At 68.1% G+C, this 13,630-nt stretch carries 13 protein-coding genes; 9 read left to right on the forward strand and 4 right to left on the reverse strand.

The annotated features are described in order from the left end of the window. Positions 1-94: 94 nt before the first annotated feature. The 5 genes from NTM_RS04550 to NTM_RS04570 are packed head-to-tail and all read left to right on the forward strand — an operon-like array spanning position 95 to position 5,710. Complete coding sequence (locus tag NTM_RS04550) at positions 95-1,750, forward strand: ABC transporter substrate-binding protein (RefSeq protein ID WP_163765585.1); 1,656 nt, start codon at positions 95-97, stop codon at positions 1,748-1,750. Beyond that, a complete protein-coding gene (locus tag NTM_RS04555) occupies positions 1,750-2,760 on the forward strand; it encodes an ABC transporter permease (protein ID WP_104861638.1) in 1,011 nt (336 codons plus the stop codon). The genes NTM_RS04550 and NTM_RS04555 overlap by 1 nt, the downstream gene beginning before the upstream one ends. Beyond that, entirely contained in the window at positions 2,761-3,723 is a 963-nt protein-coding gene (locus tag NTM_RS04560; protein ID WP_104861637.1) for an ABC transporter permease, read from the forward strand. After that, positions 3,720-4,733: an ABC transporter ATP-binding protein gene (locus NTM_RS04565; protein ID WP_163765586.1), complete on the forward strand. Its 1,014-nt coding sequence runs from the start codon at positions 3,720-3,722 to the stop codon at positions 4,731-4,733. The genes NTM_RS04560 and NTM_RS04565 overlap by 4 nt, the downstream gene beginning before the upstream one ends. Then, entirely contained in the window at positions 4,730-5,710 is a 981-nt protein-coding gene (locus NTM_RS04570; RefSeq protein ID WP_104861635.1) for an ABC transporter ATP-binding protein, read from the forward strand. The genes NTM_RS04565 and NTM_RS04570 overlap by 4 nt, the downstream gene beginning before the upstream one ends. A gap of 138 nt (positions 5,711-5,848) precedes the next feature. Here the strand turns inward: NTM_RS04570 and NTM_RS04575 are convergent, their stop codons facing one another. Then, a complete protein-coding gene (locus NTM_RS04575) occupies positions 5,849-7,672 on the reverse strand; it encodes an Hsp70 family protein (RefSeq protein ID WP_104861634.1) in 1,824 nt (607 codons plus the stop codon). Between the two features lie 80 nt (positions 7,673-7,752). On the opposite strand from NTM_RS04575, the gene NTM_RS04580 reads away from it, so the two are divergent. Then, entirely contained in the window at positions 7,753-8,211 is a 459-nt protein-coding gene (locus NTM_RS04580) for a nuclear transport factor 2 family protein (protein WP_104862148.1), read from the forward strand. Positions 8,212-8,214: 3 nt separating this feature from the next. Here the strand turns inward: NTM_RS04580 and NTM_RS04585 are convergent, their stop codons facing one another. Further along, positions 8,215-8,874 carry a L,D-transpeptidase family protein gene (locus NTM_RS04585; protein ID WP_179963883.1) on the reverse strand — a complete coding sequence of 220 codons (660 nt, stop codon included), beginning with the start codon at positions 8,872-8,874 and terminating at the stop codon, positions 8,215-8,217. A gap of 56 nt (positions 8,875-8,930) precedes the next feature. On the opposite strand from NTM_RS04585, the gene NTM_RS04590 reads away from it, so the two are divergent. Beyond that, complete coding sequence (locus NTM_RS04590; protein WP_163765587.1) at positions 8,931-10,424, forward strand: bifunctional phosphatase PAP2/diacylglycerol kinase family protein; 1,494 nt, start codon at positions 8,931-8,933, stop codon at positions 10,422-10,424. Here NTM_RS04590 and NTM_RS04595 read toward each other — a convergent pair. After that, positions 10,378-11,049, reverse strand: a complete 672-nt coding sequence (locus NTM_RS04595) for a phosphatase PAP2 family protein (RefSeq protein ID WP_163765588.1) — start codon at positions 11,047-11,049, stop codon at positions 10,378-10,380. The genes NTM_RS04590 and NTM_RS04595 overlap by 47 nt on opposite strands. A 60-nt stretch (positions 11,050-11,109) precedes the next feature. On the opposite strand from NTM_RS04595, the gene NTM_RS04600 reads away from it, so the two are divergent. Together NTM_RS04600 and NTM_RS04605 are read left to right on the forward strand one after the other, a co-directional pair. Then, positions 11,110-11,592, forward strand: coding sequence for a hypothetical protein (locus tag NTM_RS04600; protein WP_179963884.1), 483 nt, complete (start codon positions 11,110-11,112; stop codon positions 11,590-11,592). Between the two features lie 14 nt (positions 11,593-11,606). Next, a complete protein-coding gene (locus NTM_RS04605; protein ID WP_163765589.1) occupies positions 11,607-12,089 on the forward strand; it encodes a hypothetical protein in 483 nt (160 codons plus the stop codon). 16 nt (positions 12,090-12,105) lie between these two features. Here the strand turns inward: NTM_RS04605 and NTM_RS04610 are convergent, their stop codons facing one another. Next, on the reverse strand, positions 12,106-13,629 hold the full coding sequence (locus NTM_RS04610; RefSeq protein ID WP_163765590.1) for an HNH endonuclease signature motif containing protein: 1,524 nt from the start codon (positions 13,627-13,629) through the stop codon (positions 12,106-12,108). Position 13,630: the final 1 nt, after the last annotated feature.

Below are 13,630 nucleotides of genomic sequence, written 5' to 3' on the forward strand. Positions count from 1 at the left end.
CTCGGGTTGCCAAACGGAAAAATTCCTTAAAAATGCTTAGCGATCCGTACAAGGGCGTGGATCGGACGACATCGTCGACACCAGAGGATTCGCAATGCAACTACTGCGCACCACGCGCAAGGCACTTGTCATCGGCTGCGTCGCGGCGTTCGCCGCGTTCGGCGTGGCGTCCTGCGGAAGCGACGACAGCGGTTCAGGAGGTGACGGGACTGGCGACATCACGATCAACGCGACGTCGTTCCCCGACTACGTCGACCCGCAGCTGTCCTACACCGTGGAGGGCTGGGAGGTGCTGTGGAATGTGTACACCCCGCTGCTGACCTACAAGCACGCCAAGGGCGAGGAGGGCACCGAGGTGGTGCCCGGGCTGGCCGAGTCGCTGCCCGAAGTCTCCCCGGACGGACTGACCTACAAGCTGAAGCTGCGCCCGAACATGAAGTACTCGGACGGCACGCCGATCAAGGCGTCGGACTTCACCTACGCGATCCAGCGGCTGTTCAAGGTGGACTCCGGAGGGTCGGTGTTCTACAACGTGATCGTCGGGGCCAAGGAGTACGCCGACGGCGCCGCCGACACCATCACCGGCATCACCACCGATGACACGACCGGTGACATCACCATCCAGTTGACCGGGCCCAACGGCACTTTCGACAATCTCCTGGGCTTGATGTTCGCCGCCCCGATTCCGCCGAGCACCCCGCTCGACGCCGACGCGACGAACAACCCGCCGCCGTCGAGCGGGCCGTTCATGTTCACCAAGGTGGATGCGCCACGCACCTTGACGATGGAACGCAACCCGCAGTTCCAGACCGTCAAGGACGCCGGGGCCGACGAGGTCGCCGACGCGAACATCGACAAGATCACCCTCATCGAGAACAAGAACCAGAGCGCACAGGTCACCGACATCATCCAGAACAAGGTCGATTTCATGATGGACCCGGCGCCGTCGGACCGGTTGCAGGAACTCAAGACCCGATACTCGGACCGGTTCCGCATGGAGGACTCCATCAACACCTACTACATGTTCATGAACACCGAGCGTGCGCCGTTCAACGACCTCAAGGTGCGCCAGGCGATCAATTACGCGATCGATCCCGAAGCGCTGAACCGGATCTTCGGCGGGCGGCTTCACCCGACCCAGCAGATCCTGCCGCCCGGGATGCCCGGCTACCAGGAGTACAAGCTCTACCCTGGCCCGGATATGGAGAAGGCGAAACAGCTTATTGCCGAGGCGAATCCGGCTGACCGCGATATCACCGTGTGGACTGACGACGAACCCGACCGCAAGCGGATCGGGGAGTACTACCACGATCTGTTGACCCAGCTGGGCTTCAACGCGACGCTGAAGGTGATCGCCGGCGACGTGTACTGGACGACGGTCGGCAACCAGTCCACCCCGGATCTGGACACCGGGTTCGCGGACTGGTTCCAGGACTTCCCGCACCCCGACGATTTCTTCCGGCCGTTGCTGCACGGCGACAGCATTCTGCCGACCAACGGCAACAACCTGTCGCGGGCCAACATTCCGGCCAACAACGCCAAGATGGACGAGCTGCTGCAGAAACAACTCGCCGACGACGGAGTCGAACAGCAGTACGCCGATCTCGACCGGGCGTACATGGAGCAGGCGGTGTGGGCGCCGTACGGCAACGAGCAGTTCACCACGTTCCTGTCGGAGCGGATGGACTTCGACCGGTCCTATCACCATCTGCTGTTCAAACAGGACTTCACCTCGTTCGCGATCAAGTAGTGGTCGCCGTCCCCGAGGCCCCGCCGGGGGTCTCCACAACACAGGTGCAGGGTCGCAACCCGTGGTATCTGGCGTGGCTGCGGTTGCGCCGCAACAAGGTTGCACTGGGCTGTGGCGTCCTGTTCCTGCTGATCGTGGTCTGCTGCCTGGCCGCTCCGCTGTGGGCCGAGCACGTCGCCCACACCGGCCCGAACGACAACCACATCACCGATACCGTGCTCATCGGCGGCACCGAGACCGACATCGTCTCCCCGGACGGCACACCGATAGGGCCCGGCCTGCGTGGCCGGTACCTGCTGGGCGCCGATCAGAACGGCCGCGACGTGATGGTGCGCTTGCTCTACGGCGGCCGTACGTCGATCTACATCGGTGTCGCGGCGGCGGCGGTCACCACGGTGCTCGCGGTGACCGTCGCTCTGCTGGCCGGCTACTACCGCGGCTGGATCGACGCGGCGCTGTCGCGGGTGCTCGACGTGATCTGGGCGTTCCCGGTGCTGCTGCTCGGCATCGCGCTGGGTACCGCGCTGGCGATCGGCGGGTTGAAGATCGGAGTCATTGCGATCGCCGGGGATTCGATCTGGATACCGATCCTGATCATCGGTCTGGTGTACGTGCCGTACATGGCCCGGCCGTTGCGCGGCGAGATCCTGGCGCTGCGGGAGAAGGAGTTCGTGGAGGCCGCGGTGGCCCAGGGCATGGGGTCGCTGCGGATCATGCACAGTGAGCTGCTGCCGAACATCGTCTCGACGGTCATCGTGTTCTTCACACTGAACATTGCCAACAACATGCTGCTGGAATCGGCGCTGTCGTTCCTCGGCGCCGGGGTGCGTCCGCCGAATGCGTCATGGGGAACCATGATCGCCGACGGGTACCAGATGATCTACACCGCGCCGCATCTGACGATCGTCCCGGGTCTGATGATCGTGGTCACCGTGTTGTCGCTCAATGTGTTCGGGGACGGGCTGCGGGACGCGCTGGATCCCAAGGCCCGGATCAGGTTGGAGCACTAGATGGCACGCTTTGTCGCCCGGCGGCTGCTGGGCATGATCGCGGTGCTGTTCGCGATCTCGGTGATCGTGTTCCTGATCTTCAACGTGATCCCGAACTCCGATCCCGCGGCGCGCATCGCGGGCAAGAACGCCGATCCGGATCTGATCGCCCGCGTCAACGCCGACCTCGGCCTGGACCGTCCGCTTCCGGTGCAGTACGTCACGATGATGAAGCAGATCTTCACCGGTCAGCTCACCTCGTATGCGAGCAATCGCAATGTGATGGAACAGATCTGGGACGGTCTGCCCGCCACGTTCTCGCTGTGTATCGGCGCGGCGGTGATCTGGATGTCGCTGGCGGTGCTGTTCGGCTACCTCAGCGCCGTACACGCGGGCCGGTTCGCCGACCGCGCACTGACGGTGCTGGCGCTGGTCGGGATCTCGATGCCGGTGTTCTGGCTGGCCGCGATCCTGCTGTACTTCCTGACCTTCAAGGTGCAGCTGTTCCCGACGGGAAGCTATGTGGCGCTGACCAAGGACCCGCTGGACTGGGCGTATCACCTTGTCCTGCCGTGGTTCACACTGGCGGTGTTATTCATCGGCTTCTACAGTCGGGTGCTGCGCTCCAACATGCTCGATGCGATGAACGAGGACTACGTGCGCACCGCGAAGGCGAAGGGGCTGTCCGACCGGCAGGTTCGCATCCGGCATGTGTTGCGTAACTCGATGATTCCGATCGTCACGCTGTTCGGGCTGGACTTCGGCATGGTGGTCGGCGGCGGTGCGATCCTGACCGAGACCGTCTACAACCTGCCCGGTGTCGGGCTCTACGCCGGCGAGGCCATCCGCAGCCTGGACCTGCCGCCGCTGATGGCGATCACGATGTTCGGCGCGTTTTTCATCGTGTTGTTCAACACGGTCGTCGACATCGCCTATGCGGTATTGGATCCGAGGATCCGGCTGGGAGAGGCGGCGCCCGTATGAGCGGAGCGGATCAACCCGTACGGAGCGATCTTCTCAAAGTCGAGGACCTGCACGTCAGCTTCGCCACCGAGGACGGCGTCGTGCGGGCTGTCGACGGGGTGTCGTTCGACCTTGGGCCCGGCGAGATCCTGGCCATCGTCGGCGAATCCGGCAGCGGCAAGAGCGTCACCGCCCAGACGCTGACCGGGCTGACACGCGCACCCAACACCCGGATCACCGGGTCGGTCACCTATCGCGGGCGCGAGCTGACCGGGCTCGACGACGCGGGCCTGCGGGACATCCGTGGCGAGGAGATCGCCATGGTGTTCCAGGATCCGATGTCGTCGCTGAACCCGGTGTACCGCGTCGGTGACCAGATCGCGGAGATGATCCGCGCACACCGCGACGTGTCGAAGAAGGAGGCCCTCGCGCGCGCGGTGGAGCTGCTGACCTCGGTGGGCATCCCGAATGCGCAAGCGCGGGTGCGCAGTTACCCGCACGAGTTCTCCGGCGGTATGCGGCAGCGGGTGATGATCGCGATGGCGCTGGCACTGGAACCGACGGTGCTGATCGCCGACGAACCGACGACCGCGCTGGATGTGACGGTGCAGGCGCAGATCCTGCGGCTGCTGGCCGACCTGAACCGGGATCGCGGGTTGGCCGTCGTGCTGATCACCCACGACCTCGGGGTGGTGGCCGAGGTGGCCGACCGGGTGCTGGTGATGTACGCGGGGCAGATCGTCGAGGACGGCAGCCTCGACGACATCTTCTACGCACCGCATCACCCGTACACCTGGGGGCTGCTGGGTTCGCTTGCGCGCCTGGACCGTCCACGCACCGGGCGGTTGACCCAGATCGCCGGTGCACCGCCGTCGCTGCTGCATCCGCCGGCCGGCTGCCGCTTCGCGGCGCGCTGCTCCTTCGAATTCGACCGTTGCGGTGAGGCTCCGCCGCTGGAACCGAGCAACGGCGGCGGCCATCTGGACCGCTGCTGGTTGCCGCTGCAGGACAAGGCCCGGGTGCTGTCATGACGACTCCGCTGCTTGAGGTCACCGACCTGGTGAAGTACTTCCCGATCCGGTCGGGGGTGGTGGTCGAGCGCGAGGTGGGCCGCGTGCACGCGGTCGACGGGGTGAGCCTGACCCTCGCGGAGGGCGAGACGCTGGGTCTGGTCGGGGAATCCGGCTGCGGCAAGTCGACGCTGTGCCGGGCGATCCTGCAGCTGACTCCGCCGACGTCGGGGTCGGTCCGGTTCCAGGGCCGGGAACTGGTCGGGATGTCGCGGCGGGAGCTGCGCCCGCTGCGGCGCGAGATCCAGATGATCTTCCAGGACCCGTTCGCATCGCTGAACCCGCGCAAACGGGTCGGCCAGATCATCGGCGACCCGATGGAGTTGCACGGTCTGGCCGACGGCGCCGGCGTCACGCGGCGGGTGCAGGAACTGCTCGACCGGGTGGGCCTGCGCCCCGAGCACTACAACCGCTATCCGCACGAGTTCTCCGGCGGCCAGCGCCAGCGCATCGGGATCGCCCGAGCACTGGCGCTGCGCCCGAAGCTGATCATCGCCGACGAACCGGTCTCGGCCCTCGACGTGTCCGTGCAGGCGCAGATCGTGAACCTGCTCAAGGACCTGCAGGACGAGTTCGGGTTGTCCTACCTGTTCGTCGCCCACGATCTCGGAGTGGTGCGGCACATGTCGGACCGGGTCGCGGTGATGTATCTGGGCAAGGTCGTCGAGAACTCCGGCACCGACGACCTCTACGACCGCCCGGTCCACCCCTACTCGAACGCTCTGCTGTCGGCGGTGCCGATCCCGGACCCGCGCCTGAACCGGACACGGGAGCGGGTGGTGCTCGAGGGCGACGTCCCCAGCCCGACGGATCCGCCGGCCGGGTGCCGGTTCCACACCCGCTGCCCGTGGAACACCGAGGTCTGCGCATCCGACGAACCCGCGCTGGTCAGCCACCATCCCGGGCATGTCGCGGCCTGTCATCACCCGCGCAACTGAATAAAGTCGGGCGATCGGCTGTCCCCTCCGCAGCCGATCGACCCGACACGCAGAACCCTATGCGTGGGGGCGCGGTGGAGGAATCGGGGAAAACCCTATTTCTTGCCCGGGCAATGACCCGGACCTGCACCGATCGGGTCAGGGTTGGTCGGGCACCAGGATCGGGATCGGCTCCGGCAGGAACGGCACCGTCACGAAAGTGGTCGTCGTACCGGGAACTTCGGGTCGGGTGGTGGTCGGCAGCGAGGACGGCGCGGTCGTCGGCACCGGTGTGGTGGTCGGCGGGGTCGTCGTCGGCACGGTCGTCGTCGGCACGGTGGTCGTGGTCGTCGGCGGCGTCGTGGTCGTCGTTGTCGTGGTGGTCGTCGTGGTCGTCGTGGTGGTCGTCGTGGTGGTGGTGGTGGTCGTCGTCGTCGGCACGGTGGTGGTCGGCGCGGGCGGCGTGGTGACCACGGGCGCGGGCGGCGGTTCGACGGGCGGGGGTTCGACGGGCTGCTGAACCGGCGGCTCGATGGGCTGCTGGATGACGGTCTCCACGGGCGGCGGCGCTTCCGCGGGCACCAGAGGGCTGCTCAGCGGCGCGTTGCCGGGTTTCGGGGTCTCGGGCTCGCTGCTGTCCACACTGGTCAGCGCGATCGCGGCGCCACCGACGGCGAGCAGTGCGACCACCGCGATCACGCCGGTGAGCACCAACGGGAAACGGGCGCCGGGCCCGGCGGGCACCGGGTCGTCGCGGTCGAGGAGTTCGGTGGCCCCGAACGAGTCGTCGAGCACGTACGGGTTCGGCCGCTCGGGTAATTCGCCGCCGGTGTAGGGCACCACGTCCTCGACCGGGGAGTCCTGCGACCACGCCAGCGCGTAGGTGACGTCGGCCGCGGCGGGCTGCTGCACCGTCTCCTCCGGCGCGGCGAGGCCGGGCGCGGCCATCGTCGAGGTGTCCGCGCTGCGGCCGTACGAGGCGAACAGCGCCGCGCCGACGGCGGCATCGAGCGACGGCCGCGGCGTGGTCACCACCGGGATCTGTAGCCGCTGCGAAAACTGCTGGGTGACAAGAGGTATCGCCGCACCGCCGCCGGCGAGCACGACGGAGGTCAGCGCATCGCGGCTGATGCCGTTGCGGGCCAGCAGATCGTCGAGCGCGGTGAACACACCGTCGAGCGGCGCCGCGATGAGTTCCTCGAGCTCGGCGCGGGTGACCCGGACGTCGCCGCGGAAGCCGGGGACGTCGACCGCGAGCTCGGTGGCGGTCTGCGCGGACAGCCGTTCCTTCGCGGCGCGGCACGCCTCGCGCAGCACGGTCAGGGAGCCCACCGCGGCGGTCTGGGCGGGGTCGGCCTGCCCACCCGCGCCGGCCAGCACGTGCCCGAGCAGGGCCTGGTCGATCTGGTCGCCGGCGAACTCGGCGTGCCGTTCGGTGCCGCCGATCACGGTGAACGCGGTCGCGGCGTCGACGGCGGTGATGCTGGTGCCGCCACCGCCGAAGTCCAGCAGCACCGTGACGCCGCGGCGGTCGAGACCGGGATTGGCGTTCAGCGCGGTCAATGTCGCCTCGGCGTCGGAGATCAGCCGGGGCACGCCACCGCCCGGGGACAGCACGTCGCTGGCCGTCAGCGTCTGCGCCAGCGCCGCCGTCGTCTCCGGGGTCCAGTAAGACGGGACGGCGATCGTCACGGCGCCGCCGCGCTGCGCCCCGGTCAACCCCGCCATCGATTCCAGCGCCTCGACGAGCAGCTGAGCGGCCGGGTAGGTGGTGCCGTCGGACGCGACCAGCGGAACCGGGTCCCCGACACGTTCGACGAAGCCGGACAGGGTGACGCCGCCGGGAGCCTGCGGCGCGTCACCGACCTCGGGGGCGGCATGGCCGTACACGGTCAGCACGGAACGGCGGGTCACCGGTGCCATCCCGACGGTTGCCGCGACGAGGTTGGTGGTGCCGACGGACAACCCCAACGCATCGCTCATGATTCAGGACACCCTAGACCGGTGCCACGGTCCTTCGCATCTGACACGCAAAGGCTCCCGCGTGTGCTCAAATGGCGGCCATGAGTGACATCGACGACATCAAACAGGTGAAGTATCGCTATCTCCGCGCCCTGGACACCAAGCACTGGGACGACTTCGCCGCGACCCTGACCGAAGACGTCGTCGGCCGTTACGGCGAGTCGATCGGCGAGGAACACCACTTCACCAACCGCGACGACCTCGTCGGCTTCATGCGCAATTCGCTCGGCCCGGAGGTGCTCACCGAGCACCGCGTCACCCATCCGGAGATCACCGTCGACGGCGACGAGGCATCCGCGACGTGGTACCTGCAGGACCGGGTCATCGCGCCGGACTTCAACTTCATGTTGATCGGGGCGGGTTTCTACCATGACCGCTACCGCAAGACCGCCGACGGCTGGAAGATCTCAGAGACCGGCTACGACCGCACCTACGACGCGTCGATGAAGCTGGACGCGCTCGAGTTCAAGGTCAAACCGGGTCGCGCGCTGAACATCTGACCGTCACTCGGTGATCGCGATCATCGCGCCCGGCCGCAGCCAGCGCATGATCTTGACCAGTGTCCCGTCGTCGATGGCGACGCATCCGGCGGTCGCGTTGCCCGTCGAGGTGTGCAGGAAGAACGCGCTGCCCTTACCTGGGATGCGTTCTTTGTTCACGCCCATCACCACCGCATGGGCGTACTGCGGGATGGCGAGGTTCTCGGTTCCGGTCCCGGTGGTCGCGAACCGGCAGTTCTCCCGGTCGCACACCTGCATGGTGTTGTAGGTGGGGCTGGCCACGTCGCCGTCCCACCAGTGGTTTCGGCCGACCTGGACGTATTTCAGACCGCTGCCGGGGTCGGGTTGGGTGCCGAACGCGAAGTCGAGGGTGTAGATGCCCTTCGGGGTCATCATCGATCCTTCGAAATGGTTGGCCGACATGCCTTTCGACCCGATCTTGGCCGGTATCCCGACTCCGCCCGCGACAGGTTTCCAGCCCGCCGGTGTGCGCTCCCAGACGTCGAGCTTGGCGTCGGAGCCGCCGGCGCCCGTCACCGCGAGCACCTGGGTGGCCCCGCCGACCTTGGTCGCGAACCACGGGGCGAAGGCCGCGGCCTGCGGGGCCGTCAGCAATGCGGTTGTCGCGACGGCCCACAGCAGGATCGGCACGCGGCGCAGCATGTGCACACTGTGCCACCGGGGACGGCCGAATCCGCGCATCTGCGTAAGTTGGCGTCATGGGGTTTCTGCCTGTGGGGCGTCGTGGTCGTGGCATCCGTCAGATCGGGGAGGGTCTGGGCACGCTGGATCGGGAGGTCTTCGAGGCGATCGCGGGCTCGCCGAGCCCGCTGCTGGACTCGGTGATGCCGCGGCTGACCCGCGCCGCCGACCATTCGAAACTGTGGTTCGCGATCGCGGCGGGGCTCACGGCGTTCGGCAACCCGTCGATGCGGCGCGGGGCGGCGCGTGGTGTCGCGACGCTGGCGGTGACGAGCATCGTGACGAACCAGGGCGCCAAGCGGATCTGGAAGCGGGAACGCCCCAACCGGTCGTTCGTGCCGCTGGCGCGGCAGGCCCGGCGGCATCCGACGTCGAACTCGCTGCCGTCGGGGCATTCGGCGAGCGCGGCGGCGTTCGCGGTCGGGGTCGGACTGGAGAGCCCGCCGGTCGGGCTCGGTCTGACGCTGCTCGCGGGGCTGGTCGGGATGTCGCGGGTGGCCACCGGTGCGCACTATCCGGGGGACGTGCTGGCCGGTTTCGGTATCGGCGCCGGGATCGCGGTGCTGGGGGCACGCATCGTTCCGCCGATCATCGAGACGCGGCTGCCGGGGTCGGAACCGCTGCGGGTGGATACGCCGCCGCGCCCGGAGGGTAAGGGCGTGACGCTGGTGATCAACCCGGCTTCGGGCAGCGGGACCGGCGCGTGGGTGGCCGACGAGGTCCGCGAGGCGTTGCCGTTGGCCGAGATCGTCGAACTCGGCGAGGGCGACGACGTCAAGGCGGTGATGCGGTCGGCCGCGGAGCGCGCCGAGGTGCTCGGCGTGGGTGGCGGCGACGGCACGGTGGCCGTCGCGGCCGCGATCGCGGTCGACACCGGGGTGCCGCTGGCGGTGTTCCCGGCCGGCACGTTCAACCATTTCGCCAAGGACATCGGCTGCGACGCGGCGGCCAAGACGATCCGGGCGGTCCAGGAGGGGTCGGTGTCGTGCGTGGACCTGGTGTGCCTCAACGACGAGCAGATGGTGGTCAACACCGCCAGCATCGGTGCGTATCCGCTGTTCGTGCAGACCCGCGAGAAGCTCGAGCACAAGATCGGCAAGCCGCTGGCGGGTGTGTACGCGATGTTCCACACGCTGCGCCGGGGTGAGCCGGTGCGCATCGAATACGACAACAAGACGCTGCAGACCTCGCTGTTCTTTTTGGGCAACTCGCTTTATCTGCCGACGGGGTTCGCACCGTCGCGGCGCACCCGGATGGACGACGGGCTGCTCGACGTGCGGATCCTGGAGACCGGGAAGCGGTTCAGCAGGCTACGCATCCTGACGGCGTTGGCGCTGGGCCGGCTGACCCGCAGCCCGCTGTATCACGAGTTGCGGGTGCCGGAGTTCACGTTCCGCTCGCCGGACGGACCGACGGTGCTCGCACTCGACGGCGAGGTCGGTATGGAGCTCGACCAGGCAAGCTTCAGCGTGCGGTATCGAGCGCTGCCGGTGTTCCGTCCGGTCGCGTGACGGGCGGGCGGGGCGGCAGGAGCAGCCAGCACGCGACGACGTACGCGTAGCCCAGCGCCCAGCCGGCGACGACGTCGGACGGGTGGTGCACGTTGAGTACGACGCGGCCGGCGCCGATCAGCAGCACCACCGCGACGCCGAGGGCTATCAGCCACCCACGTTTGGCGGGGTCGACGCTCGGAAGCGCGATGACGAGCAGCGCGATCACCGCGACCATCACGCCCACAGCGTGTCCGGACGGGAAGGACGTCCCCCAGGCGTCGACGAACGCCGTGTCGGGCCGGGCGCGGTCGGCGAGGGATTTGGCGATCTCGGTGAGCAGGGCGCTGAGCTCGATGGTGACGACCAGAAACATCGCGAAGCGGACGCGGCGACGCAATAGGGCCACGATGATGAGGACCAGCGCCGCGATCCGGAACGCGCCGGGGCTGAGCACCGTGCAGAACAGGTCCCAGCCGGTCACCCAGCCGGGATGGTCGACGCCGTAGCGGTGTGCGGGTTCCAGCGCGGCGGAGTCCAGGCGCTCCAGCCAGGCCCAGCCCTGCATCCAGCCCACCCAGAGCAGCACGTAGAGCGCAACGGCCACCACCGCGGAGGCGACCAGCGCCTTTCCGTTCGCACGCACCCGACAAGCAGTACCACGATTTCAGCGAGCAAATTTTACGGACAGCACTATCATGGGCGTGTGGCAGCAATAACTCGCAAGCTATTTCATATCGGCAAACTACCCGCCGGGATGCTCGCGGAGGTCGCCACCGAAGGCGTCCTGCACCGGTCCGAATTCTTCTCGGTGTGGCTGAGGTTCGCGGGTCGCGTCCCGGGGCAGAAGGCGACCGAGTTGATCCGGGGCTACGGCGGGGCCCTGGTGCTGACCCAGGAGCGGGTGCTGGCGACGGTGTCGTCGATGCCGTGGAGGGCGGGCCGGGCGGTCGATCAGCCCTGGACGGCGCAGGGGCCCGCGTCGGTCACGGGCACGCTGTCGAAGTCCGGCCTGGTGTTGCGCATCGAGGATCTGTCGCGGGTCGACCCGTTGTTCTCGGGTGCGCTGTCCCTGACGTTCCAGACCACGCTGTCCGCCGACGTGTTGTGGCAGGTGCCGACGCGCACGATCGCGTTCGACGTACCGCCGCTGTTCGTCTACAGCGTTCTCGGGGTGCCGCAGGGCTGAGCTACCGTTCGGACATGGCTGTCTTTCTTCGGAAGCTGTTCCGCATCGGCAAGCTGCCGAGCGCATTGCGTGCCGAGGTGGAGGCCGAGGGAGTGTTGTTCTTCTCGGAGTACGTCGCGGTGACGCGGCGTTTCCGCGGCACCGTCCCCGGGCTGCGGTCCGGGGGCAGCATCGCCAGTTATGTCGGCGCGCTCGTGCTGACCAACGAACGCGTGCTGGGCACGTTGTCGTCGGTGCCCAAACTCGCGGGCCGCACCATCGATCAGCGCTGGGACGCACCGCAGGGCGGGGCGGTCACGGCCGAACTGTCCGAGACCGGACTGACGATGGACGTCGACGTATCCGCCGTCGACCCGCGCTGCTCGGGTGAGCTGTCCCTGCACTACAAGGAAGACATCCCGCGCGATGTGCTGGCCCGGCTCCCCCGCACCACGCTCGCGTTCGACGTGCCGCCGGAGTTCGTGTTCCGCGCCGTCGGCGTGCCGTACCACCCCTAGGGCCGGTCGCGCCTTGTCACCACGGGGGATCATCGTCGCGAAGCTCCAACACGGCCTCGTTCTCGGCCCTTTGTTCGGCGATCCGTCTGACCCGTCCCTGCGCCCGGGTTTCCGTGCGGCGGGGCATGCCCAGTCCCGACGGCCCCAGCCCCGGCGGCGTGTCCGTCGCCGCCACCCGCCGACTCGGCGGGACCACGACCGGCGCGGTGGGTCGGCACAGCGCCGGGAACAGGATCCGGCTGCCGGGATGTGTCGTGAACGTCTGCCCGCCCGGCGCCGTCCACACCACGGCGCCGTCCGGTGACTGGACGCCTCGCCAGCCCCAGAAAGTCTTGAGCAAGTGGTGTTTTCGACACAGAGACGCCAGGTTCGACGCCTGTGTCGGCCCGACCGGATACGGGATCATATGGTCGAGGTCGCAGGCATAGGCCGGCACGTCACAGCCCGGGAATCGGCATGTCATGTCCCGGCACCGTACGAAGTCCGCCAGTTTGGCCGACGGCACGTACCGCGGCTCCGGCGGTGACTCCCCCGGATGGATCAGCGGTCTGATCGTCGCGGTCTGCGCCAGCGTCGCGGCCACTACCGGCCCCGGCACAAGGCCGCCGCCGAGAACGATCGCGGGCGGCGGAACGAGAAGCGCCGTGCTACCCGGCTTTTCGGGCTCGGACTTTTCGGGCTCGGACTTCACAGGCTCGGGTCGCGCACCGTGCAGGGCCACCGGCGTCTGGTCGGTCAGGCTCGCCTCCTCGGCGATCACGTGCACGACGATCGAACCCGTCGGCCGTGGTCTCGTCACGCACTCCTCGGCACCGCACAGACACGGCAGTCGATCCCACTTCTCGGCCATCGCGCGCATCGCGTCCGCGCGCCGTTGATCGAGCGTGCGTGGATCCGCCTCGCACACGCTCTGGGCGATCTCGTCGAGCCGCCGGTCCAGCACCTCACCGTCATGCCCATGTAAGACCGCCTCCACGAAGCACGTCCCCGACCCGTCGGCGGCCGGTGTCACGTCGACGTGCCGGGAGCGGGCGGCGGCCTCGGCGCGCACGACGGCTGCGGGATCGTAGCGATCGACCCAATAGTCGATCGCCGCTTCCTGCTTGGCCTTCGCCAGCGGTCCCCAGTCCGTGATCTGCGCCGCGATCTCGATGTCGATCTTCGCCATCGCCTCGGGATCGGACACCAGCCGAGTGCGCTTCACCACCGACCTGACCACGCGATAGTTGACCGCGCCCGAGGCGAACACCTGGGCGACCCGAGGCAACCGTTCCCGAAGCATCCACGCGTCGAGCAGCTCGTTCGACGCCACGCCGATCGAGACCTGTTGCCATGCGGCCACCTCCGCCGACACCGCATCCCAGTTGTCCAGGCACCACTGGTCGCGCTCGGCGCTGTCCTCATCGGCGAGCTTGCTCGCGAGAAGATCGGCCATGGCCGAGAGCCGGCGCGCCGCGGCAGCGTTCTCCACGCGCGCCCACCCGCCGATCGCCGCCGCGCCCCGCGACCGCTGCGCCGCCTCGGCCAATTCTTCGAACATA

Source organism: Mycolicibacterium parafortuitum, from assembly GCF_010725485.1.
Lineage (GTDB): Bacteria > Actinomycetota > Actinomycetes > Mycobacteriales > Mycobacteriaceae > Mycobacterium.

Coding starts and splice junctions, on each gene's coding strand:
- NTM_RS04550 (WP_163765585.1), top strand. CDS start 95: ATGCAACTACTGCGCACCACGCGCAAGGCACTTGTCATCGGCTGCGTC.
- NTM_RS04560 (WP_104861637.1), top strand. CDS start 2,761: ATGGCACGCTTTGTCGCCCGGCGGCTGCTGGGCATGATCGCGGTGCTG.
- NTM_RS04565 (WP_163765586.1), top strand. CDS start 3,720: ATGAGCGGAGCGGATCAACCCGTACGGAGCGATCTTCTCAAAGTCGAG.
- NTM_RS04570 (WP_104861635.1), top strand. CDS start 4,730: ATGACGACTCCGCTGCTTGAGGTCACCGACCTGGTGAAGTACTTCCCG.
- NTM_RS04575 (WP_104861634.1), bottom strand. CDS start 7,672: ATGAGCGATGCGTTGGGGTTGTCCGTCGGCACCACCAACCTCGTCGCG.
- NTM_RS04580 (WP_104862148.1), top strand. CDS start 7,753: ATGAGTGACATCGACGACATCAAACAGGTGAAGTATCGCTATCTCCGC.
- NTM_RS04585 (WP_179963883.1), bottom strand. CDS start 8,874: ATGCTGCGCCGCGTGCCGATCCTGCTGTGGGCCGTCGCGACAACCGCA.
- NTM_RS04590 (WP_163765587.1), top strand. CDS start 8,931: ATGGGGTTTCTGCCTGTGGGGCGTCGTGGTCGTGGCATCCGTCAGATC.
- NTM_RS04605 (WP_163765589.1), top strand. CDS start 11,607: ATGGCTGTCTTTCTTCGGAAGCTGTTCCGCATCGGCAAGCTGCCGAGC.
- NTM_RS04610 (WP_163765590.1), bottom strand. CDS start 13,629: ATGTTCGAAGAATTGGCCGAGGCGGCGCAGCGGTCGCGGGGCGCGGCG.